Source organism: Luteolibacter sp. Y139 (assembly GCF_038066715.1).
In the GTDB taxonomy this organism is placed as follows: domain Bacteria; phylum Verrucomicrobiota; class Verrucomicrobiia; order Verrucomicrobiales; family Akkermansiaceae; genus Haloferula; species Haloferula soli.
This window is the reverse complement of the sequence record NZ_JBBUKT010000001.1, coordinates 537,289-558,577: the sequence shown is the minus strand read 5'-3', so window position 1 is coordinate 558,577 and position 21,289 is coordinate 537,289. Positions and strand designations below refer to the sequence as shown.

At 62.1% G+C, this 21,289-nt stretch carries 20 protein-coding genes and 1 tRNA gene; 15 read left to right on the top strand and 6 right to left on the bottom strand.

Annotated elements, in window-relative coordinates; genetic code table 11:
* The first annotated feature begins 246 nt into the window (after positions 1 to 246).
* On the top strand, positions 247 to 429 hold the full coding sequence (locus tag WKV53_RS02495) for a hypothetical protein (RefSeq protein ID WP_341402764.1): 183 nt from the start codon (positions 247 to 249) through the stop codon (positions 427 to 429).
* A 100-nt stretch (positions 430 to 529) separates the two neighbouring features.
* On the opposite strand, the gene WKV53_RS02490 is transcribed toward WKV53_RS02495, so the two are convergent.
* Positions 530 to 1,192 (bottom strand): MEDS domain-containing protein, encoded by a 663-nt coding sequence (locus WKV53_RS02490; protein WP_341402763.1) that lies wholly within the window; start codon positions 1,190 to 1,192, stop codon positions 530 to 532.
* Positions 1,193 to 1,626: 434 nt separating this feature from the next.
* Between WKV53_RS02490 and WKV53_RS02485 the strand changes: the two genes are divergently transcribed.
* Positions 1,627 to 2,322 carry a GDSL-type esterase/lipase family protein gene (locus WKV53_RS02485; protein WP_341402762.1) on the top strand — a complete coding sequence of 232 codons (696 nt, stop codon included), beginning with the start codon at positions 1,627 to 1,629 and terminating at the stop codon, positions 2,320 to 2,322.
* 421 nt (positions 2,323 to 2,743) lie between these two features.
* Complete coding sequence (locus WKV53_RS02480) at positions 2,744 to 3,124, top strand: hypothetical protein (protein WP_341402761.1); 381 nt, start codon at positions 2,744 to 2,746, stop codon at positions 3,122 to 3,124.
* Positions 3,125 to 3,633: 509 nt separating this feature from the next.
* On the opposite strand, the gene WKV53_RS02475 is transcribed toward WKV53_RS02480, so the two are convergent.
* Positions 3,634 to 3,718: transfer RNA gene (locus tag WKV53_RS02475), tRNA-Leu, on the bottom strand.
* Between the two features lie 142 nt (positions 3,719 to 3,860).
* Here WKV53_RS02475 and WKV53_RS02470 point away from each other — a divergent pair.
* From WKV53_RS02470 to WKV53_RS02455, 4 genes are all read left to right on the top strand, one after another.
* Positions 3,861 to 4,928 (top strand): ABC transporter ATP-binding protein, encoded by a 1,068-nt coding sequence (locus WKV53_RS02470; RefSeq protein ID WP_341402760.1) that lies wholly within the window; start codon positions 3,861 to 3,863, stop codon positions 4,926 to 4,928.
* A 12-nt stretch (positions 4,929 to 4,940) separates the two neighbouring features.
* Positions 4,941 to 6,434, top strand: coding sequence for an ABC transporter substrate-binding protein (locus WKV53_RS02465; protein WP_341402759.1), 1,494 nt, complete (start codon positions 4,941 to 4,943; stop codon positions 6,432 to 6,434).
* Positions 6,431 to 8,125 (top strand): ABC transporter permease, encoded by a 1,695-nt coding sequence (locus WKV53_RS02460; RefSeq protein ID WP_341402758.1) that lies wholly within the window; start codon positions 6,431 to 6,433, stop codon positions 8,123 to 8,125. Before WKV53_RS02465 ends, WKV53_RS02460 begins: the two co-directional genes overlap by 4 nt.
* Before the next feature lie 346 nt (positions 8,126 to 8,471).
* The gene (locus WKV53_RS02455) at positions 8,472 to 9,098 is read left to right on the top strand and encodes a hypothetical protein (protein WP_341402757.1); all 627 of its coding nucleotides are present in this window, start codon (positions 8,472 to 8,474) and stop codon (positions 9,096 to 9,098) included.
* A gap of 264 nt (positions 9,099 to 9,362) precedes the next feature.
* Here WKV53_RS02455 and purC read toward each other — a convergent pair whose 3' ends face one another.
* A complete protein-coding gene (gene purC / locus WKV53_RS02450) occupies positions 9,363 to 10,079 on the bottom strand; it encodes a phosphoribosylaminoimidazolesuccinocarboxamide synthase (RefSeq protein WP_341402756.1) in 717 nt (238 codons plus the stop codon).
* Between the two features lie 537 nt (positions 10,080 to 10,616).
* Between purC and WKV53_RS02445 the strand changes: the two genes are divergently transcribed.
* Complete coding sequence (locus WKV53_RS02445) at positions 10,617 to 11,162, top strand: hypothetical protein (protein ID WP_341402755.1); 546 nt, start codon at positions 10,617 to 10,619, stop codon at positions 11,160 to 11,162.
* Positions 11,163 to 11,357: 195 nt separating this feature from the next.
* Here the strand turns inward: WKV53_RS02445 and WKV53_RS02440 are convergent, their stop codons facing one another.
* Together WKV53_RS02440 and WKV53_RS02435 are read right to left on the bottom strand one after the other, a co-directional pair.
* On the bottom strand, positions 11,358 to 11,921 hold the full coding sequence (locus WKV53_RS02440) for a hypothetical protein (protein WP_341402754.1): 564 nt from the start codon (positions 11,919 to 11,921) through the stop codon (positions 11,358 to 11,360).
* A gap of 207 nt (positions 11,922 to 12,128) precedes the next feature.
* Positions 12,129 to 13,928 carry a right-handed parallel beta-helix repeat-containing protein gene (locus WKV53_RS02435; RefSeq protein ID WP_341402753.1) on the bottom strand — a complete coding sequence of 600 codons (1,800 nt, stop codon included), beginning with the start codon at positions 13,926 to 13,928 and terminating at the stop codon, positions 12,129 to 12,131.
* Between the two features lie 26 nt (positions 13,929 to 13,954).
* On the opposite strand from WKV53_RS02435, the gene WKV53_RS02430 reads away from it, so the two are divergent.
* The 7 genes from WKV53_RS02430 to holA all read left to right on the top strand — a co-directional run bounded on the left by WKV53_RS02430 (position 13,955) and on the right by holA (position 19,029).
* Positions 13,955 to 14,122: a hypothetical protein gene (locus tag WKV53_RS02430; protein WP_341402752.1), complete on the top strand. Its 168-nt coding sequence runs from the start codon at positions 13,955 to 13,957 to the stop codon at positions 14,120 to 14,122.
* 675 nt (positions 14,123 to 14,797) lie between these two features.
* Entirely contained in the window at positions 14,798 to 15,277 is a 480-nt protein-coding gene (locus WKV53_RS02425) for a low molecular weight protein arginine phosphatase (protein ID WP_341402751.1), read from the top strand.
* Positions 15,278 to 15,424: 147 nt separating this feature from the next.
* Positions 15,425 to 15,943, top strand: coding sequence for a tRNA adenosine(34) deaminase TadA (tadA, locus tag WKV53_RS02420; protein WP_375341825.1), 519 nt, complete (start codon positions 15,425 to 15,427; stop codon positions 15,941 to 15,943).
* Between the two features lie 75 nt (positions 15,944 to 16,018).
* Positions 16,019 to 16,552, top strand: a complete 534-nt coding sequence (locus WKV53_RS02415; protein ID WP_341402749.1) for an EF-hand domain-containing protein — start codon at positions 16,019 to 16,021, stop codon at positions 16,550 to 16,552.
* Between the two features lie 106 nt (positions 16,553 to 16,658).
* Positions 16,659 to 17,186 carry an EF-hand domain-containing protein gene (locus tag WKV53_RS02410; protein WP_341402748.1) on the top strand — a complete coding sequence of 176 codons (528 nt, stop codon included), beginning with the start codon at positions 16,659 to 16,661 and terminating at the stop codon, positions 17,184 to 17,186.
* Positions 17,187 to 17,295: 109 nt separating this feature from the next.
* On the top strand, positions 17,296 to 17,826 hold the full coding sequence (locus WKV53_RS02405; protein ID WP_341402747.1) for a hypothetical protein: 531 nt from the start codon (positions 17,296 to 17,298) through the stop codon (positions 17,824 to 17,826).
* A gap of 96 nt (positions 17,827 to 17,922) precedes the next feature.
* Positions 17,923 to 19,029 carry a DNA polymerase III subunit delta gene (gene holA / locus WKV53_RS02400; protein WP_341402746.1) on the top strand — a complete coding sequence of 369 codons (1,107 nt, stop codon included), beginning with the start codon at positions 17,923 to 17,925 and terminating at the stop codon, positions 19,027 to 19,029.
* Positions 19,030 to 19,327: 298 nt separating this feature from the next.
* Here the strand turns inward: holA and WKV53_RS02395 are convergent, their stop codons facing one another.
* Positions 19,328 to 21,067 (bottom strand): diflavin oxidoreductase, encoded by a 1,740-nt coding sequence (locus tag WKV53_RS02395; RefSeq protein ID WP_341402745.1) that lies wholly within the window; start codon positions 21,065 to 21,067, stop codon positions 19,328 to 19,330.
* Positions 21,068 to 21,289 lie beyond the last annotated feature (222 nt).

Here is a 21,289-nt window from a genome sequence, read left to right as displayed (position 1 = left end):
TCGCCGGATTTCCTGTAGCAGAAGCTGTGCTGGGAACTCCGCTACCCCGGTATTCCCAAGAGAGCGGAGTAGCGGAGTAGCGGAGTAGCGGAGTAGCGGAGTAGCGGAGTAGCGGAGTAGCGGAGTAGCGGAGTAGCGGAGTTCGAGACCTGCGGACGGCATTTGCCGAAGGAGGCCATCGGAAAAACCGAAGTGACGCGTGTCTTGCAGGGCGGCGGGATTCGCGGCGATCATCGCAATCCTCTTATGAACTCCCCTGGCGATGATGAACCGCTTTTTGAAGCCCTCTCGAAGGAACTTGCGACCCTAACCGATGCCGACCGGATTCGGATCCAGGAGATCCTCGCTCTAACAACGTCCGCCATTGCGTCGTTGGAGCGCCGGGTGGCGAGCCTTGAGGAGAGGGGCCGCGTGGATGCCGATGGCTAGCCATCGGCGCATCCAGCTAGCAAGCGGCGGGGCATTCGTTCCGCGCCGCCCTCATCCGCCGGTCAAGCTGCTGTCCGGGATCGCGATTCAGGACGGAGTGTCAGGAGGCCAACGCTGCCGGAACATCGATGTTCGAATCCACCACTTGATCGACCGTGACGAGATCCGGCAGCAGTGTCTCGACAGTCGCACCGGCTTGATGAAAACGGTTCTGCATCAGTTTGCCGCGTGCAATCACGATGGGATGGATGCGAATCATGTCCGCGATGACACGAGGGCTGAAGCTGCGCTCATCGTACTGGCAGAGGCCGACGAATTGACCGGGAAATTGCGCGTGCAGCCGGGTTTCGTAGTCCGACAATTCGGCGAGGGCGGAAGGGAGTGTGAGTGCCCAAGACATTTCGCCTGTCGCGCGGAAGGCGGTGTAGCCGAGCCGGATGGATTCGGTGACCTCGTGCATCAGGTCAGCGGTCATTTTTGCTGGCTCGAAAATGCCGTGGCGCAGGTAGGTGTCGTGCTTCGTGGAGATGGTGAGGGCTCCGGATTTTTGAGCGGCCGCCACGTCCACGCCACCTTTCTCCAGTTCGTCGATGATGGTGGCCACGCAGTTCTCTTCGGCAATGTAGAGGCAGCGCTCGCCTCGCTTCAGACCGATCGCGACAAACGGGACGACAACGGCGAGTTGCTCCGCGCGCGTGCGATAGAACAAAGCGGCGTGGTCTCCCCCGCGCAGGTTTTCCATGACCTCATGCATCGTGTCCATGGGGCAATGAATCAGATGGTGGGAGGTGGGGATAGTTGAAATGCTGCTGGGGAATTCGGATCGATTTGGAGGTGGCGAGCCTGGCGTCTGATTGGCATCGGTTTTTCTAAGGGGGCCTTTGGGAAATCCTGAGCCGGTGTGGGGTTCGTCCCGGAGCGGGATGGTGGAGTTCGGCGGAGTCGATGCTGCGGGAGGGCTCTTCGCCGGTTTGCGGACGATGCGTCGCGCGTTGTCGAGTCGCGGCAGATGGCTCCGGAAAATGCTCCATCCGGGAACCGATTCCGTTTGTGGCACCCTCATCCGTGGCGGCAGGATCTAACAAATTCAGAATTCAAGTAACCACCCCAATGGCATACGACCCGAATGGTTTGGTGCGAATGGCAAAGTGCTGACCATGCCTTGCGTCTGTTTCATGATTCTCCTAGCAGTGCCTCGTGAACACTGCATCCAAAGCCGCGCTCGGGGTTGCCGCGCTCTTCGCGGCATTCTCCGGAGGCTTCGCCATCCGGCCTTTCGTCGATCAAGACCGCGATCCCGTCCGGTCTTCTCAAGGCGGCGGCGATGCAGCTTCGAGCGATCTTGCCTATTACGCCTCCCGCAACTCGCATTTCGAGGAGATGAGAACGGCCGGTCCGGTCGTGTTTCTTGGTGATTCCCGTATCGAAGGCGCCGAGTGGTCGGAGCTGATCGGATTCTTCATTTCGAATCGCGGTATCAAGGGTGACACGACCAAGGGAGTCCGCGACCGGCTTCAATCATCAGTCCCGGCAGGGACGAAGATCTGCCTCGTCGAAGTCGGGCTCAATGACCTTTCCGCCGGGGTGCCGCCTGACCGCGTCGCAGCAAACCTCGCCGCGATTGCCAAAGCCGCCAAGGCCAAGGCAGGCCGGGTCATCGTTGCCTCGATTATTCCCACCGCCGCTTCGTCCGCCGATCTCAACGCGAGCATTGCCGAGGCAAATGCCAGGGCTTCCGCACTCGTGAAGGAGGCTGGTGCGGAATGGTTGGATCTTTCTCCCGTCTTCGGAAGTGAATTGCCCGCCAAGCTCAGCAGTGACGGAATCCAACTCACCGGCGCCGGTTATCGTGGTCTCGTTTTTCCAATCCTGGAGGCGGTCAAGGGTCCTTGATCGTCTGGCAGCATGCCGGAGTGTGGAGAGGAAGCTGATCCTGTTCGGGCCAAAGCCGCGCTTGTTCAGATGCGGACCTGACCCCATCTCATTGGTTGCCGCAGGCCATGCGACCGAATGGCTCTTTTCCGGGATGGGTCGCAATCCGGCTCGTGCGGAGGCCGAGCTTTTCTTTTCATAGGGGCAGGATTAGCCTAACATTTTGGCTGGAAGAGCAGATATGACGTCAGCAGCGCTGCCAACATTTGATGAGATTCGTCGAGCTTCCGATAACCAAGGAGCAGCCCTCCGGCAATATGCTGAACTGAGATCATCCCACTTTGGTCTAGAGCGAGCGCGGCAATTCTCAGGTGGACGAGAGATCTTCGAAGCGACGTGGACTGCTTACCGAAGTGAGTGTGTGTCGTTTCGGCCGACCGATATGGCTCTTATTCTTCTAGGAATTTTCTCGATCACCGAGACACAGCAAGTGGTGCAGTATCGTACCTACCATCCCGTGACGCCATCGTCCGATTCTGGCACAGGGAGGATGATGCTCGGAGGGCTGACTGAGGCAGCAGGACTTCTGGTAGGACTTTGTGGGCTGACCTTGATCATTGTCAGCACCTGGAGCCTGATTGCCGATTTTCCGGAAGCGTGGAGATTTCATGTCCCGCTCCTTGCTGGGGGCATCGCACTTACCCTTTGCAGTCGAGCGTTGCTCCGGCAATCGCGAGTCATTCGTATTCCGGAAGAGCTAGCCCGCGACTCGACCTCCCCATTTTACCTGACCCGCATCAGGAAAACCACTGCCCAAGAGTGATGGCGGCACTTGTTAGCGGTCTTGCTTAAAATGGTATGTCTTGCGGACCGTATGGTTAGCGGCTGCTCCGATGAAGGGTGGTCCTGAATGACGATGCGCAGCTTTCACGTCTCGCGGCCCTACAGGCCGCCGGGTCCGGGCTGCTGCAACCCCGCCTGGTGGGCGGGGCTGAGGGCTTGCCGCCCCGTTGGGGCTGGAGAGAGGAATGCGCCGGCGGTTTTGCCGAGGGGGCGATTTTTCTGCCGTGGTCTTGTTGCGATGAAAGGCAGGCTCGCTGCGTTTGGAGGCGTTTCATTTGCGTTTCCCCGCGCTCGAGGGGGAATTGTCCTCCGGACCATGCGGCTAGCGGCTATCGCCGATGAGGGGTGGTCGCGAAGCTCCTTCTGCATTCGAACCCCTAAAGGCATCCTCGCTGTACTCGGAAAGCGTTTCTCGTCCCCCCTCTGGCCGTTGGGGGAAAAGAAAAACCCCAGCGGTGTGGACCGATGGGGTGATTCAATCACTTAAGATGGTGCTCGAGGGGGGACTCGAACCCCCACGGATTACTCCACTAGATCCTTAGTCTAGCGCGTCTACCAATTCCGCCACCCGAGCACTTTGTGATTGGTGGGCCGCGGATTTATGGGGGCGACCCCCGGTTGGCAAGAGAATCTTTACCTGAATTTCGATTTCCTTCCGGGCATGCTTCCCGCTTCGATGGGGGCGCTTCAGGAAACGCTTTTTCTTCCCCAGTCTCATGGATGCCATTCGAGCCGATTCGATCGTCAAACAGTTCGGCAGTGTCAGGGCCCTCGATGGGGTGTCCGTGGAGGTCGCGGCGGGGGAGCTATTTTTCCTGCTGGGGGCGTCCGGTTGCGGGAAGACGACGCTGCTGCGGTGCATCGCGGGGCTGGAGACGCCGACTTCGGGGTCGATTTTCTTTGGCGAGCGGGAGGTGACGAAGCTGCCGCCGCACAAGCGGGAGGCGGCGATGGTGTTCCAGAGCTACGCGCTGTGGCCGCACCTGAGCGTGGAGAAGAACGTGGCCTTCGGGCTGGAGGAGCGGAAGATCGACAAGGCGGAGATCAAGCAGCGGGTGGGCGAGGCGCTGGAGCTGGTGCACCTGGGCGGGATGGGGGAGCGGGGGATTGACCAACTTTCGGGCGGACAGCAGCAGCGGGTGGCGCTGGCGCGGGCGCTGGTGGTGCGGCCGAAGTGCCTGCTGCTGGATGAGCCGCTGTCCAACCTGGACGCGAAGCTGCGGATCGAGATGCGGCGGGAGATCCGGCGGATCGTGAAGGAGGGTGGGCTGACGGGGGTGTATGTGACGCACGATCAGGAGGAGGCGCTCTCGATGGCGGACCGGATGGCGGTGCTGAACAAGGGGCGGATCGAGCAGCTGGGGACGGCGGAGGATGTGTACCGGAATCCGCACACGGCATTCGTGTCCGGGTTCATCGGGGAGACGAATTTACTGAAGGGCCGGGTGGTCGACGTGCGCGGGGAATTCGCGATGGTCGAGACGGCGGCGGGTCCGATGGTGGGACGAGTGACGAAGCCGGATTGGCAGCCGACGGGTGGCCAGGAGGTGATACTTTCCGTGAGGCCGGAGGCGTGGCGGGTGGAGGCCGAGGGCGGTGAGAACGGGGTGGTGGGCAAGATCATCGAGCGGTCGTATCTGGGTCAGCGGATCCAGTATGTGGTGGAGACGCCGAACGGGCCGCAGCAGGTGGTGGAGCTCAATCCGCTGGTGGTGCGCGATCCGGGTGAGACGCCGGTGAAGCTGACCGCGCGTCATGGGGATGTGACGGTGTTGCAAGCCTAACTACCTGATCGCATGCGGCGCTTTCTTCCCATCCTGCTGTTGCTGATCGCGGTGATTGCCGCGCCGATCGTGCTGCGGAAGAAATCCGAGTTGGCGGAGGTGGGGAAGGGGGATGACCGGCTGGTGATCATCACGCCGCACAATGAGACGATCCGATCGGAATTCGGTGAGGCGTTTGCGAAGTATTGGAAGGAGAAGACGGGGCGCTCGCTGAACATTGATTGGCGGGTGCCGGGTGGCACTTCGGACATCGCGCGGGTGCTGGACAGCTCCTTCAAGGCAGCGGATGAGATCAAGAAGCCGGGAGTGGGGATCGATCTGTTCTTTGGCGGCGGCGAGCCGGATTTCGCGGGGCAGGTGGCGAAGGGGCGGTTCATCGAGCTGAATGTTTTCAAGGAGCATCCGGAGTGGTTTGCGGAGAGCGTGATTCCGGCGCACTTCACGGGTGAGACCTTTTATGAGGAGCATCACAAGTGGGTGGGCAGCTGCCTCTCGCAGATGGGGATCTGCTACAACAAGGACGCGGTGAAGCGGCTGGGGATGCCGACGATGCGGAGCTGGAAGTGGGACGATCTGGGCGATCCAGCCCTGGCCGGGTATGTGGCGCTGACGGATCCGACGAAGAGCAGCTCGGTGGGGCGGGCCTTCGAGATGATGATCCAGGAGAAGATGCAGCAGGCGATCCGCGAGAAGGGCGACACGCCGGAGGCGCGCGAGGAGGGGTGGAAGCGCGGGCTGAACCTGCTGCAGTCGATGGCGGCGAACGCGCGCTACTTCACGGACTCCTCCAGCAAGGTGCCGCATGACGTGGCGCAGGGAGATGCGGCGGCGGGGACGTGCATTGATTTCTACGGGCGGTCGTTTGAGGAGAGGCTTTCCAAGCATGGGCATCCTTCGCGGCTGGTGTGGACGGCGCCGCTCGGGGGTGCCTCAATCAGCGTGGATCCGATTGCGATTTTCCGGGGCGCTCTGAATGAGGCGATTGCGCAGGAGTTCGTGAACTTCGTGCTGAGCAAGGAGGGGCAGCTGCTGTGGAATGTGAAGGCGGGTCTGCCGGGCGGGCCGCGCGAGACGTCACCGCGGCGCTTGCCGCTGCGGCGCGATGTTTACTCGACGGAGAATCTTTCGCGCTTCGCCGATCCGGATGCGCTGCCGTATGAGCGGAGTGGAGGATTTGAGTACAAGCGGGAATTGACTGGCCCCGCCTTCAAGGCGCTGGCGCAGATCTTCCGGGCAATGGCGATCGATCCGCATCATGAATTGACGGGGGCGTGGCTGGCGATGCGGGACAACATGGGGGGCCAGTCGTTGCAGGAGACGGAGGCGGGCAGGGTGTTCTATGATGTCTCCCATATTAGCTATGAGCGCCTGATGAAGGAGATCGTGCCACTGATGAACAAGAAGGACCCGCTGGCGACGATGCGTGCGATGTCGACGATTTCCGCGCAATTCCGTGCGAACTACGAGAAGGCGGCGAAGCTGGCGGAGAAGGGAGGTGCGCCATGAACCGGGGTGCGGCGATTGCGGTGACGGCGGTGGTGACCGCGTTGTTCGGGGTGTTCTTCCTTTATCCGGCGTTCTCGGTGATCGGGGAGGCCTTCCGGACTCCGGGGGGCGGGTTCACGATGGATTTCATCGGGGATATTTTCAAAAGCCCGATCTATCGGGAGGGGCTTTGGAATGCGCTGGCGCTGGGGGTGGTGAGCACGCTGGCGACGTTCCTGATCGCGTTTCCGTTGTCGCTGCTTTCTTACCGGTATGACTTCCTGGGGCGCGGGGTGCTAGGGGTTTTGATTTTGATTCCGCTGGTGCTGCCGCCGTTCGTGGGGGCCATTGGCATCCGGCACATGCTGGGGGTGGAAGGATCGCTGAACGCGCTTCTAACAGACATCGGGCTGATGAACCCGCAGGCGCCGGTGGACTGGCTGGCGAAGGGTCGCTTCTGGGGGATCGTGGCGATGAATGCGCTGCACCTGTATCCGATCCTCTACATGAACATCACGGCGGCGCTGTCGAACCTGGACCCGGCGATGGAGCAGGCGGCGGAGAATCTGGGGTGTCCGCCGGCGCGGCGCTTGTTGCGGATCACGCTGCCGCTGGCGATGCCGGGGATTTTTGCGGGATCGGCGATCGTGTTCGTGTGGGCGTTCACGGAGCTGGGGGTGCCGCTGGTATTTGACTTCACGCGAGTGGCCCCCGTGCAGGTGTTCGACGGGATCAAGGATCTCTCGGGCAATCCGGCGCCGTATGCGCTAGTGGCGGTGATCCTGGTGATCTCGGCGCTGGTGTTCGGGGTGACGAAGGCGCTATTCGGCCGGCAGACTTCAGGAGCTCAGCCGCGGCCGAAGGGGAGGGGGGCGGAGGTGAAGCTGACGGGGCTGAAGTCGCTGGGGTGTGCGATGATTTTCGGTGCGGTGTTTGTGGTGGCATCGCTGCCGCACCTGGGGGTGATCCTGCTTTCGCTATCGGATGACTGGTACCAAACGGTGCTGCCGGTCGCGATGAAGTTCGACAACTACCGGGATGCGCTGGGCGATCCGTTTGTGGTGCCTTCGATCAAGAACAGCTTGTTCTATGCTTCCTTCGCGACGCTGGTGGATCTGGTGCTGGGGGTGGCGATTGCGTGGGTGATTGTGCGGAGCACGATCAAGGGACGGGCGCTGTTGGATGCGCTGGTGATGTTGCCGCTGGCGGTGCCGGGGCTGGTGCTGGCGTTCGGGTATCTGGCGCTTTCGCAGGAGGGGCGGCCCTTGAGGTTTTTGATCGGGGCTGGTGGGAATCCGGCGATGCTGCTGATCGTGGCGTATGCGGTACGACGTTTGCCGTACGTGGTGCGGTCGGCGGTGGCGGGCTTGCAGCAGAGCAATCCGGCGCTGGAGGAGGCGGCGAGGTCGCTGGGGGCGGGGTGGTTCAATACGCTGCGGAAGGTTTCGCTGCCATTGATTGGGGCGAATCTGGCGGCTGGGTGCATTCTGGCGTTTGCGTTCGCGATGCTGGAGGTGAGCGACAGCCTGATCCTGGCGCAGCAGGTGGAGTACTATCCGATCACGAAGACGATTTACTCGCTGCTGTCCTCACTGGGGAACGGGCATGAGCTGGCGGCGGCGCTGGGGACGTGGGCGATGGTGTTTTTGTCGATCGCGATCGTGGGGGCGGCGGCGCTTGGGGGGAAAAGGGGTGGGTTGTTTCGGGTGTAGGGAATGGGGAAGGATCACCGCCAAGACGCCAAGTTCGCCAAGGAAAGGCAGCGTGAATTGTGAATGGTGTGGGTCGATTGGATGGGTGAGGTGAGGGGAGGGCACTTGGGTGTTTCCCCGCAGCAGGGCTGCTGGCTTTGAGCGGCAGCGGGCTGCCGCAGTCCGGGTCTCCGACGAGTCGGGCGGAGTTTGGGAGCAGAATTCCACGGGCATGGCTGAGTGGGTCGGTTTTCCCGGCCGGAATAAATTCCGCGCTCCCAGTGGCGTTAGAGTTTCCGGGTTGCTCTGGGTGGGGGGATTTGCCAGCGTGCGCGCCCGAATGAGGTGTTTGTCCCGACTTCTCCTGATGCTTCCTGCCCTGTGGGTGGGGGCGTGCTCTGGCACCGGCGGTGATTCGTCGGCGTCGAAGCCTGCTGCGGAGGCGACGGCTGCGGCGGATCCGGCGGCGAAGCCATTCCGGATGAAGACCGGGGACAACGGCGATGACGATTACGGGAAGATGGCGAACAAGTTTGGTTCGGCCAGTCCCTATGCGACCGGTCCTGACGGGAAGCCGATGGGCGAGTACAAGACGGCGGCTGGGTTCGACAAGGCGAACAGCCAGTTCAACAAGGGCTACGCGGGCAAGGCTTACCAAGCGGGTGAGTACAAGGCGAAGTCGTTCTGGGGATCCAAGGACTACGCCAAGGCGGTTTACGGTGGGAACACGGACGGGAACGGGCTGCGCAAGGCCTCGAAGTTCGATGGGAGCGCGGCGGGGGAGGGTACGAAGACGGCTCGTGATGCGGGCAGGAATTTCAAGACCGGCGACTATGGCACGGGTGCCACGCGTGATGCGGGCAAGGAGATCACGAAGTTCGCGGGCGCGGAAAATGCGCGGCAGAGCGAAATGGTGACGGATGCGGAGATCGTGCCGTGGCAGCAGCAGCACGGGATGACGATCGAGGAGACGAAGGGGAAGATGGGGCGGTGAGTGGAGAGGTGCCGGGTGATCCGTGATCGGTGATCAGTGGAACAGCCGGAGGCAGGCGTTCTTTGGGGGCGCGACTAGGGTTGGCCGCGCCGCACCCGTATCGTCCCCCTTCAGGGGACCGTGGTCTGTCTACGAAAAACCCAGGGCGATGCCCTGGGCTTAGGGATTTCGCCCCGTTGGGGCTTTAGAGTTGTGAGGCGGACGTGAAGCCGAGGAGGCAGCCGTGAAGGTTCAGCGACAGGAATGTCGCTGCTCCTTATGGACTCAACCGGCGGTGGCGGCTTTGACGCGTTCGAGGACTTCGGCGTAGGCTTCCATGACGCCGCCGAGGTCGCGGCGGAAGCGGTCCTTATCCATCTTTTCGCCGGTCTTGAGGTCCCAGAGGCGGCAGCCGTCGGGGCTGATTTCGTCGGCGAGGACGACGGTGGCCGGGTCGGTGGCGAGGCGGCCGAACTCGAGCTTGAAGTCGACGAGCTTGAGGCCGCATTCGGCGAAGAACTTGCCGAGGATGTCGTTCACCTTGAGGGCGGAGGTGCGGAGGAAGGCGAGCTCGTCCGGGGTGGCGAGCTTGAGCTCGCGGATGTAGTCGTCATTGACGAGCGGGTCGCCGAGTTCATCGCTCTTGATGCAGAACTCGATGATGGGCTGGGAGAACGGGGTGCCTTCGGCGACGCCGGTGCGCTTGCAGAAGCTGCCGGCGGCGAGGTTGCGGATGATGACCTCGACCATGAGGATATCGACCTTGCGGACTTCGACGTTGGTGTCGTCGATCTGGCGGACGAAGTGGGTCGGGACGCCTTCTTTTTCGAGGAAGCCGTAAATGAGGGTGCTGATAGCGTTGTTGAGGCGGCCCTTGTTCTCGAACTGGGCCTTTTTCTCGCCGTTGAAGGCGGTGGCGTCATTCTTGAACTCCATGCGCAGGACGTTCGGGTCCGCGGTGGCCCAGAGACGCTTTGCCTTTCCCTCGTAGAGCGGTTCCATGGGGGAGAGGTATGGAGGCGGCGGGCGGGGGTCAAGCGGGGCTTGGCGGATGCCGTAAATCTCCCGGGAAGCGTGGGGGCCGTGCGGGGTAAACTCCTCGACAAGGGGCGTGCTGGATCGTTGGTTGCGTGGGTATCCTCCTGTCCGTGAAGACGTTTTCCTTGTTGCTGTCATGAATGGTCCCGAGTCTTCGGAGCAGAAAAATACTCCGGAATCCCAGGGCGAGGGTGAGCGCTGGTCAGGAGGCCAAGTGGCGGGAGCGCTTGTGGCGGCGGTGCTCTGCGCCCTGTTAGGATCGAGGCTGGGACCCGCGGGAGCCAGCGCTGCAGGCTTGGAGGCGGTTTCGTCCGGGAATTTTGATCTCAGTCCGCTTCCCTACATGTTTTTCGGATTCATCGTCGGCGGCCTGGGACTCTTTATTCTGATGGCGGTCTTCCGGCGGGGCGAGTTCGCTGGACGGATCTTGAATTCGGCTTTGGGGGCGCTGTTCTGCTCGTTTCTTTCGGGATTGATCGGGTACTGGATGGGTCTAAGCAAATGAAGCAGAGAAGGGGCGAGGTTCCACGGGGTGGAGGAGATGGGTTGCCCGGTGCTCCTTCTTCTGGAAGGCTGGCAGGAATGGGAATGAGATTGTCAGGTGAAGGTTCCGTCGAAAGGGGGACAGGCGGACTCGGATCTAACAGATTCAATTTTCAAGGAGTGCCCCCTTTTGTGACTGCTAATCGCTTCTTGTTGTTTTGCTCGGGGTTTTTCCTAGGTCTTTCCTCTTGTTCTGACGATAAGTTGAAAGCTGGGACGTATGAATTTGAAAACTCAAAACACAAATGCGAGCTAGTATTGCTGGGTAATAAGACATTCCAACAAACGGTGTGGATCAAAAAGACAGGCACTCCGATTAAATTGGCAGGTAATTGGGAACAAGATGGTCGGGATGTTACATTTTCACCTTTTTACTACTCCATAGATATCGACACGGGCAAGGAAATCGACAATCCGATTAGATACGAAGGGTCCAGTGGCGACGGAAGAGGTAATGTTATTATTTTTGACGAATCCGCTCATTATTGGTTCAATTTAAAATAGCCGTGAATGGTCTTTTTCCAGATTTGCAGGCCGCTCGGAATCAGCGCGTGTGATCCATTGGTCCCCTGTTTGGTTTGAGGACTTCGTAGGGCGGTTCCATGGGGGGAGAGGTATGGAGGCGGCGGGCGGGGGCAAGTGGGTGGTCCGCGGTTTTGAGAAAATCTGGGGGAAGGGTGCCGAGATTTTTTCCTTCAATCATTTCTCCGGCACGTCCCGATTGACGTGTTGCTTGTCGAGAAAGGCGTTGAAAAGCTCAGGCCCGGCCGAGGATTGAATCGTGAATCCTCGGGGCTTCTCTTGGTCTGAGTCATGGCACTCAACCTTGTCACATTCGAAGCAGATGAGGAGTTCCACCTTCTTCTCGCCCTTGGCGTAGATGATGCCGTGTCGCGGATTGAAGCAACCGCTGACCGTGATGCCTCCGTCTGTGGGAATGCTTGCTCGAATGGACTTAGCGAGTTCCGTGAGTAGCTCCTTTTTCACCTTGGGATCGGTGACCTGAGCGCGGTTCAGGACGGGATAAGAATGAAACTTGGGCGGTTCCTTCGTTTCCGGGTTTTTCTTGTCCTCGTCGACGGGCGGCTTGGAGAGCTGCGATGGATAGAGGGACAGGATTTCGATGGTGCCGTCGTCGGTGGCCATCTCTTCCATTTGTGCCGCGTTTTTTTCGAGATTCGCGATCCACTTCTTCATCTCGTCCTCGGCACGCAGAGGGGCGAGGAATGACAAGCACAGCAGTACATGAAGGATGGATTTCACGGGGAAGGAAAGGCTGTAAGGCTATACCTTGCCTGCGAGGGAACGGGTGGGGCAATGGGAATCGAATCGAGTCCGCAATGGTAGGGTTCCTTCGTCGCTACGCGACGAGATGCTTTGGAGGTTTGGGGACCATGGACTGAAGTCCATGGCTACCGTCCTTGGTCGCTACGCGACCGGGAGAAGGTCACCGGATGCCTCCGGAGTTACTCAGTCGGCGTTGGAGAAGTCGCCGTTGGGGAGGATGTTCTGGCCGTTGGCGTTGCCGGTGGCGGTGTTGGTGGAGAAGACCTTGGGGTCGAGGCCTTTTTCGAGGGCGAGGCCGGGGCCGAGGTTTTTTTCGAGGACGTTGTTCTCGAAGATGAGGCGGGCGGCGGAGGTGCGGACGGCCATGCCACCGAGGAGGTTTTCGCGGCAGTGGTTGGCGTGGACGCGGCCGGAGGCGGCGTTGGCGACGACGATGCCGAATTGGCGGTTGGCGCGGAGGTCGCAGTTGCCGACGACGATGTTGTCGGCGGTGGTGCCGACGACGATGCCATTGCCGCTGTTGTCGCGGGCAACGCTCTGGTGGATGGCGCCGGAGCCGCCGTCCCAGAGGTCGAAGCCGTGGCCGAAATTGCCGGTGGCCTCGCACTCGGTGAATTCGATGCGGCTGCCGGGACCGCGGACGGCGACGCCATCCCAGCCATTGTTTTCAAAGAGGCAGCGGACGGCGATGGCGCGGCCGGCCTCGACGACGGCGAGGCCGTGGCCGGCGGCATCGGCAGCGCGGCAATCGCTGAAGTTGATTTCCGCGCCGCGGACGAGGAGGGCGGAGAAGCGGTCCTTGCCGGCCTCGAAGCCGCGATGGCGGAAGGTGATGCCACTGACGCGGGTGCCGCCGGCATGGGGGCCGAAGGTGGCGGCGGTGCTTTCGCCGGCCTCGACCTCGATGTAGGTCTTGTCGCGGCCTGCGCCTTCGAAGCTGATCGCCTTATCGATGATGACGGGGCCGACGAAGGTGCCCTCGGCGATGGTAATGCGGTCGCGATCGCGGGCGGAGGCGATGGCATCGGCGAGCTTGGGGAAATCCGCGGGGACGTGGATGGTGCGGGTGTAGGAGGCGATCTTTTGGTAGAGCGCGGCGATCTCGGCATCGTCCGGCGAGAGGGCGGCGGCCTCGCGGAGCCACTCGTAGGCGCTGCGGTCGAAGGCACCGGTGTCGCGCTGCTTGGCGGCATCGAAGAGCTGGCGGGCGCGCTGGTGGTCCTTGGCGTCCTTGTCGCGGCCCTCGGTGATTTCGGCGAGGAGGGTCTTGGCCTGGGGGTCGCCGGGGAATGAATCGGCGAGCTGTTTCGCCTTGTACTCGGCCTCTTCCCAGCGGCGCTTCTGGATGGCGGCGGTGGTGGCGGTGAGGAGGGCCTCGCGTGCCTGGGCGGTGCGTGCTTGCTCGGCTTTCTCGAGCAGGTCGGCCATTTCCTTCTGCTCCGGATACTTGTCCAGGACCTTGCGGGCGGAGCCGATGGCGTCTTCCAGGCGGCCGAGCTCGAAGGCGGCGATGGCTTCGCCGGACCAGTAGCCAACGAATTGGCGCTGCTCTTCCTCCATGCCGGCCTCGATGCTGCGGCGGCCGATTTCGACGGTCTTGGTGTGGGGGCGGAGCTGGTCGTATTCGTTGTAGGCGGCGGTGGCTTCGGGCCAGCGGCGGGCCTCGACCATCATGGCGCCGAGGCGCTCGAGGAAGGTGAGGCGTTCATTGGTGCGGAGGTTCTGATCCGCGATCGTTTTGAAATAGAACGCTCCGCCACCGGCGGCTGCGACGAGCAGGATCAGGAAGATCGCGGCGATGCGGCCGGCGATGCCGCGCTTGGGTGGTTCGTCGGAGAATTCGTCTTCGTCTTCTTCGGGCAATTCCGCGACGGGGGCTGGGGGAAGGGGTGGTGTGGAGCCTTCCGGTGCGATCGGTGCCGTCGCCGGGGTAGTGGCGGGCGGGGTGGCGGGCGGAGGCGTTACCGCTACTGGCGCGGGCACCGACGGAGGTTCGGGGGCGGGAGCTGGTGCCTCTGCTACTTGAGGTAGATCTGTCGGAGGCGCGGGGGATGGTGGTGGCGGCGTTGTCGCTACTTGAGCGGGTACTGGCTGGGGTGCCGGGGCTGGTGCCTCTGCCACTGGAGGTAGATCTGTCGAAGGCGCTGGGGACGGTGGTGGTGGCGTTGCCGCTATAGGCGCGGGCACGGGCGGAGGTGCCGGGGTGGGAGACGTGGTCGGAGTTTCCGATGCGGGCGCTGGGGCTGGAGCGGGTGTTGGCGCTGTGGCGGCAGGCGTATCAGGAACGGGTGGAGGGGTGATGGGAGCGGCGATTGTGGCCGGAGGGGGCAGAGTGGCTGTAGCTGGGGGCGGGGCGGATGGGGAGTCGCCGGTGGAGGCGGCGGGTTTGATAGGTTCGGGCGGAATGAATTCCGCGCTCCCAGTGGAGGCGCTCCCAGTTGTTGGCGCGGGTGCGGGTTGTGAGCCGCGGGCTGCGGCCATCCATTCGCGGGCGCGGACGACTTCCTCAGGCTCTTTTTCGGATTCCTCGCGGAGGGCGGCGAGGGCCTTGTCGAACTCGATCAAGCCGTCCTGGAAGCGGAGGGCGAGGGTTTCATTCGGCGCGGCGCGGACCATCTCGGCGATGCGCTCGCGGGCGGCGATGAATTCCCCGAGGCGGTTCTTCACGTCTTCGGTTGCGGAGAGTCCGAGTGTGCGCCGTGCTTCCTCCAAGGTCATGCCGCGAGCGCTGTAGCAGTCCCGCGCCGGTGGGGGAAGGCGCTTTCCGGGAAAACGACTAACAGTGTGGCAGGCATCGTTACCCTGATGCGCCCGCCTTGACCGGACGCTGCCGAAGCGGCAGGGTTCGCGCGATGTCCGCCACGAAATCGGTCCTGTTTGTCTGCACGGGAAATACCTGCCGCAGCCCGATGGCCGAAGGCATGTTCCGCAAGGCGGTGGAAAAGCGCCATGATTTCGAGGTGGCCTCGGCCGGGGTGGCTGCCTACCCGGGCGACAAGCCGAATCCGGAGACGATCAAGTTCCTGGGTGGTCGCGGGGTGAAGCTCGATGGATTTTCCAGCCAGCCGGTGTCGCCGGAGCTGCTGGAGAGTGCCACGCATGTGTTCGCGATGACTTCCGGGCATCTGGAGGCGCTGGAGAACCTTTTCCCGGAGTACTCGGACAAGTTTTACCTGGTCTGTGAATTCGTGGAGATCCCCGGTCGCGGGGTGGCGGCGGATGTGCCGGATCCGCTGGGGATGGGCAGGAAGGCCTATGAAGAGACGGGGAAGACGCTGGATTTGGCGATTCCGACGATCATCTCGTTTATTGATCAGACTTGGCAGGGGTGAGGTTGCAGGGAGGTCTTGGCATTTGTTGCCGGTGCGGTCCGAACCCAGCCGGAACGACGCAGTCGTTCCGCTACGAAGAGGGGGAACGCCGTGGTGTTGGCGCTTGGAAGTTTTGGCGTGGGCCTTTTTGCTTGGGGGGTGAGCGGGATCATCGATCTGGGCAGCGACGAGTATTTCATGGGGCAGGCGCTGCGTGAGGCGAAGAAGGCGTATGCGGCGACGGAGGTGCCGATCGGGTGTGTGATCGTGCGCGAGGGGAAGATCGTGTCGCGAGCGTGGAACCAGGTGGAGACGCTGCGCGATGCGACGGCGCATGCGGAGATGCTGGCGTTGACGGCGGCGCAGAATACGCTGGGTGATTGGCGGCTGGAGAAGTGCACGCTGTATGTGACCAAGGAACCGTGCCCGATGTGTGCGGGGGCGATCGTTCATTGCCGGCCGGAGCGGGTGGTCTTCGGGTGTCCCGATCCGAAGGGCGGGGCGGCCGGTGGCTGGATCAATCTGCTGGATGCGTGCCCGCCGCTGAACCACCGCTGCGAGGTTGTCTCCGGTGTGATGGGGGACGAGTGTCTGGCGCTGGTGCAGGGGTTCTTCCGCGAGGCGCGCGAGCGCAAGAAGGCGGGTGAGGAGAAGCCAAGGCCGCCGGGATTTCTGCCCGATGCGTGAGGGCCTTTCAGGTCGCTCGCCGGTCTAACATGTCGGTTGACAATCAAGTGACGGAGGGATCGTAATTCTCCCGCTATGAAATCAACCCCCTTCCTCCTCCTCGGGCTTGCCCTGCTCGCATTCGCTCCCAACGCCGATGCCAGGCCGAAAAAGAAGATCTCGCCTGCCAAGGTCCAAGTCTTCACGCAGCTCTTCAACGAGGCAAACACCGACGGTAACGATTACCTCGACTTTCAGGAGTTCTCCAACTCCTACGGTGCGAGCACCCGTCCCGTGATCACGGAGATCCGCTTCGACGAACTCGCCAGCTTCATCAAGGTGGGTACCGTGCGCGGTGGGATTGTTATTCCTCCGACCCAGCGTGGCATCTTCCTCGAAGACTTCATCTACGCGAGCGGCGGTCGCGCGATCAAGCCGAGCGATGAAGAGATCTTCTGGGCGGCCGATGACAACAACAGCAACGGCCTGGACATCGAGGAATTCGCCGCGACCCGCGTCTATCCGCCTTCGAACCCGGCGAGCACGGCCAAGGCCTTCGACAAGATCGACAAGAACGACGATGGCATCATCTCGCCGAGCGAGTGGGGCGTCGAGAACCTCGATCCCTGAGATTCCCGGGATGGGCCGCTGCGTGAAGTCGCCCTTCATGCAGCGGTCCGATCCCAACATGCCTGTTGACAATCAGGGGGTGGTGGATGCGTAATTTAATCGCATTATGAAATCCACCCCCATTATCCTCGGACTTGTATTTGCCGCTTTCAGCACCGGTGCCCAAGCCGGTGAGAGAAAGATCTCTGCGGCGAAGATCCAAGTCTTCACGAAACTCTTCAACGAGGCGAATACCGACGGTAACAACTACCTCGACTTCGAAGAGTTCTCCAACTCCTACGGTGCGAGCCCCCGTCCGGTGATCACCGAGTTCCGTTTCGACGAGATGTCCCGCTTCATCAAGAGTGGCATCTCGACGCGCGGTATCATCATCCTTCCTCCCACCGAGCGCGGCATCTTCCTGGACGACTTCATCGAAGCCAGCGGCGGCCGTGCGATCAAGCCGAACAAGACCCAGATCTTCTTCGAGGCGGACGACAATGAAAGCGGTGGCCTCGACATCGAGGAATTCGCGGCGACCCGCGTTTATCCGCCTTCGAATCCGGCGAGCACCGTCAAGGCCTTCGAGAAGATCGACAAGAATGACGATGGCATCATCTCGCCGAGCGAGTGGGGCATCGACATCAAGGTGTAGAATTCCCGGGAGTGGGCCGGCTGCATGAAGCAGGCCTTCGTGCAGCGGTCCAATCCTAACATGTCCGGTTGACAATCAGGGGGTGGTAGATGCGTAATTTGCTCGCACTATGAAATCCACCCCCATCCTCCTCGGACTTGTACTCGCCGCTTTCGCAACCAACGCCACCGCCGGTGAGCGCAAGGTTTCGGCAGCCAAGGTCCAAGTCTTCACGCAGCTCTTCAACGAGGCGAACCTCGACGGGAACGACTACCTCGACTTCGAAGAGTTCTCCAATTCCTACGGTGCGAGCACCCGCCCGGTGATCACCGAGATCCGTTTCGACGAGCTCGCCCGCTTCATCAACATCAAGACCGCGACCGCGCGCGCGATCATTCCGGCCGAGCGCGGCATCTTCCTCAACGATTTCATCTACGCCAACGGCGGTCGTGCGATCAAGCCGAGCGATGCGGAGATCTTCTGGGCGGCTGATGACAATGAGAGCGGTGGCCTCGACCTCGAGGAATTCGCCGCGACCCGTGTCTATCCGCCTTCGAACCCGGCCAGCACCACGAAGGCCTTCGACAAGCTCGACAAGAATGACGATGGCATCATCTCGCCGCTCGAGTGGGGCATCGCGAAGGTGGCCTTGGCTGACTGATCGATAGTTTGACTGAATTTGGAAAGGTGCCCGGCTGTCTCCTCGGCCGGGCACTTTTTGTTTCCCGCTGCTGCGCCCGCCGCGTACACCTCCGGCGTGGCCGCCAAGCCGAACATCTTCGCCATCGTCGGCAGCGACGACGGGCGCGTGAAAGAGGAAGCCCTGCGGCTGCACCGTGACCTGACGGGCGGCGTGGACGATGGCTTCACGCACGAGACGATCGAGGGGACGGCGGACAATTCCGAGGGGGCGTTCCAGATTTGCCGTTCGGTGGTGGAGGCGCTGCAGACCTTGCCCTTCTTCGGGGAGAAGGTGGTGTGGCTGAAGAATGCGAGCTTCCTGCTGGATGATGTGACGGGGCGCTCCGAGCGGACGCTGTCCGGGGTGGAATCGCTGAAGAGCTGCCTAGAGGGTGGGCTGGCGCCGGGGATCACGTTCCTGATGAGCGCGACGGGGATCGACAAGCGGCGGGCGTTCTGGAAGTTCCTCGAGAAGGGGGCGCAGGTGAAGGCGTTCGACAAGATCGATACGTCGCGGGACGGGTGGCAGGACGAGGTGGCCGCGCTGGTGGAGAAGAAGGCGAAGGAGCTGGGGTTGCAATTCCATGACGATGCGCTGGAGCTCTTCATCATGCTCGCGGGTGAGGCGACGCGGCAGATCGGGAACGAGCTGGAGAAGATCGACCTTTATCTGGGGCCGGAGCGGCGTGAAGTGACGACGGATGATGTGCGGCGGATGGTGCCGCTGAGCCGGGCCGGTGTGGTTTTCGAGATCGGGAATGCGCTGCAGAATGGGGATGCGGCGCGGGCGCTGGAGTTGATCGACCAGCAGCTGGAGCGCGGGGAGAATGCGATCGGGCTGATGCGGGCCTCGATCATTCCGACGGTGCGGAATCTTTTCATGGCGAAGGTGCTTTCGGACAAGAAGCTGCCGACGCGGAACTACAAGGACTTTGCGGCGGCGATCGATCGGCTGCCGGAGATGGAGCGGCTGTGGCTGCCGCAGAAGAAGGCGGGTGGGGTGAATGTGTATCCGCTGTTCCTGTGTTTGCGGGGGGCGGATCAGTTTACCTTGGATGGGCTGCGCGGGGCGATGGAGTCGGCGCTGAAGGCGGACCGGTCGCTGGTGACGACGGGATTGGATCACCGGTTGGTGTTGCACCGGTTGGTGGCGGAGGTGACGGCGGCGGGGAAGAGGAGGTGAGGGGAGAGGCAGGCAGCATTGAAGAGCTTGTTCCGCCTATGGATCGGGCCTTCAGCCCTCCAACATCATCTGAACGCAGGTTCCTAGGCCTGCGGCCTAGGCTGGTATGGGCAGGGCCTCTGGCCCACGGGAAATCAACGTCCGCGCTCTACACCGTGCGCTCCACATCGTGTCGACGGAACGTCGACACCCCTTATTGCGCGCCGTTGGCGCTTTTGAGAGCTGGCTTACCAAAACAAACGGCCGCCGGGGTGCCGGCGGCCGTTGTGAAAGGTGAGGCTTCTTTTTGGGGCAGCTGTTAGTAGACGTCGCGGAGGTAGCGCTTGTCTTTCTTGAGCTGGTTGACCCAGGCGGCGGCGTCGTCCTTGGAGAGGCCGCCGTGTTGCTCGGCGATGGTGTGGAGGGCGGCGTCGACGTCCTTGGCCATGCGGGAGGCATCGCCGCAGACGTAGAAGGCGGCGCCATCCTGGAACCACTTCCAGAGCTCTGCGCCCTGCTGGACCATGAGGTTCTGGACGTAGACCTTTTCCTTCTGATCACGCGACCAGGCGAGGTCGAGCTTGCCGAGGGTGCCGTCCTTCTGGAAGGCGGTTAGTTCGTCGGCGTAGAGGTAGTCGGTCTTGCTGTAGGGATTGCCGAAGAAGAGCCAGTTGGCGCCCTTGGCAGCGGTGGCCTTGCGCTCTTCGAGGAAGGCGCGGAAGGGGGCGATGCCGGTGCCGGGGCCGACCATGATGACGGGCGTGTCGCCGTTTTCGGGAAGGCGGAAGGCCTTGTTCGAGTGGACGAAGACGCCGGGCTGCACGCCATTGGCGCGGTCGGAGAGGAAGGTGGAGCAGATGCCGCCGCGCTTCCGGCCGAAGGTATTGTAGCGGACGATGCCGACGCAGAGGTGGACCTCGCCGGGGTGGGCCTTCGGGCTGGAGGCGATCGAGTAGAGGCGCGGCTGGAGCTTCTTCAGGGTGGCGACGAAGTCCTCGGCATCCGTGAAGTCGGCGGGGTGATCGATGACGAGGTCGATGAGGTCGCGGCCCCAGCAGAAGTCGTCCCATGCCTTCTTGTCATCGGCTTGGACGAGCGAGCGCAGGAAGGGCGAACCGCTGCGGGCCTGCCACTTTTGGATCAGCGACTTGTTCAGCGTGCCGATGTCGTAGGTCGAGATCAGGGCATCGCGGAGGGTCGACTCGCCGCCATCGGGAAGCGGGACGGAGACCTTGGTATTGAAGGGGAGCGCGGCGAGGATTTCGTCCACCACGGATGGCGGATTCTGCGGGTAGACGCCGAGGGCATCGCCGACTTCGTACTCCAGACCGGAGCCTTCGAGCGAGAGGGCGACGTGGTTCGTCTGCTTTTCGCCGGGACCGTTCAGGTTGAAATTCTGGACGATCGGAGAAGGGAAGGGGTTCTTCTTCGAGTAGCCGGTTTCGAGTTGCTCGACGGCGGCTCCGTTCGAGGAGGGAGCGCCGGCGGGAGCGAGCAGGCCGACGATGCCGTCCGACCACTGCTTGAAGGGGCCGTCGTAGTCGACGTCGCTATCGATGCGGCTGAAGAAACGGGTCGCGCCGAGCTGCTCGAGGCGGGTATCGAAATCGATGCCGCACTTGCAGAAGTCCGGGTAGTTCGTGTCGCCGAGGGCGAGGACGGAGAACTGGACGCCTTCCAGACGGGGCGGAGCCTCGCTGAGGAGCCAGTTGTAGAGCTCGGCGGCATTGTCAGGCGGTTCGCCGTCGCCGTAGGTGGAAGTGATGATGAGCAGGTTTTTCTCCTGCGGGAGGCGGCCCTTGTCATAGGCGGCCATATCGAAGACTTCCGGCTCGAAATTTCCCTTCTTGAAGGTCTTCACCAGTTTCTTGGCGAGGCCCTCGGCATTGCCGGTCTGGGAACCCCACAGAATCGTCACCGGGACGGCCGGACCAGCGGGTGCGGCGGCACCTGCACCGGCGGTGGCATTTGCCAGCAGGTTGGAAAGAAACTGGCCGAGCCACACGCGCTGCTCGGCGGAAAAGGGGGCGTCTTCGGGGATCTGGATGGATGAGGACATTGAAGCGAAACAAGGGCTCCCGGAGCCGGGGCGCGGAAGATGGAGCGGGGGGCGGAGCGGTTCAAGCGCGTTTCATGCCACCGGTCCCCGGGGAGGATGCAGAATGCTCTAGGGAAAAGTGAGGCGGTCTCATGGATCGGGCCAGCTCCGGGGTGGGGCGAAAAAGCCGTTTTGACCGGCCTGAAAGCAGGGGGAAATCGACAAAAAAGCCCGGAGCGACGT

Bases quoted from the DNA above. Each gene is read 5' to 3' on its own strand.
- WKV53_RS02465 (WP_341402759.1), top strand. From the start codon at position 4,941: ATGCGGCGCTTTCTTCCCATCCTGCTGTTGCTGATCGCGGTGATTGCC.
- WKV53_RS02425 (WP_341402751.1), top strand. From the start codon at position 14,798: ATGTCCGCCACGAAATCGGTCCTGTTTGTCTGCACGGGAAATACCTGC.
- WKV53_RS02480 (WP_341402761.1), top strand. From the start codon at position 2,744: ATGGCTCTTATTCTTCTAGGAATTTTCTCGATCACCGAGACACAGCAA.
- WKV53_RS02405 (WP_341402747.1), top strand. From the start codon at position 17,296: ATGAAATCCACCCCCATCCTCCTCGGACTTGTACTCGCCGCTTTCGCA.
- WKV53_RS02455 (WP_341402757.1), top strand. From the start codon at position 8,472: ATGCTTCCTGCCCTGTGGGTGGGGGCGTGCTCTGGCACCGGCGGTGAT.
- purC (WP_341402756.1), bottom strand. From the start codon at position 10,079: ATGGAACCGCTCTACGAGGGAAAGGCAAAGCGTCTCTGGGCCACCGCG.
- WKV53_RS02395 (WP_341402745.1), bottom strand. From the start codon at position 21,067: ATGTCCTCATCCATCCAGATCCCCGAAGACGCCCCCTTTTCCGCCGAG.
- WKV53_RS02445 (WP_341402755.1), top strand. From the start codon at position 10,617: ATGAAGCAGAGAAGGGGCGAGGTTCCACGGGGTGGAGGAGATGGGTTG.
- WKV53_RS02460 (WP_341402758.1), top strand. From the start codon at position 6,431: ATGAACCGGGGTGCGGCGATTGCGGTGACGGCGGTGGTGACCGCGTTG.
- WKV53_RS02415 (WP_341402749.1), top strand. From the start codon at position 16,019: ATGAAATCAACCCCCTTCCTCCTCCTCGGGCTTGCCCTGCTCGCATTC.
- WKV53_RS02470 (WP_341402760.1), top strand. From the start codon at position 3,861: ATGGATGCCATTCGAGCCGATTCGATCGTCAAACAGTTCGGCAGTGTC.
- WKV53_RS02495 (WP_341402764.1), top strand. From the start codon at position 247: ATGAACTCCCCTGGCGATGATGAACCGCTTTTTGAAGCCCTCTCGAAG.
- WKV53_RS02490 (WP_341402763.1), bottom strand. From the start codon at position 1,192: ATGGACACGATGCATGAGGTCATGGAAAACCTGCGCGGGGGAGACCAC.
- WKV53_RS02410 (WP_341402748.1), top strand. From the start codon at position 16,659: ATGAAATCCACCCCCATTATCCTCGGACTTGTATTTGCCGCTTTCAGC.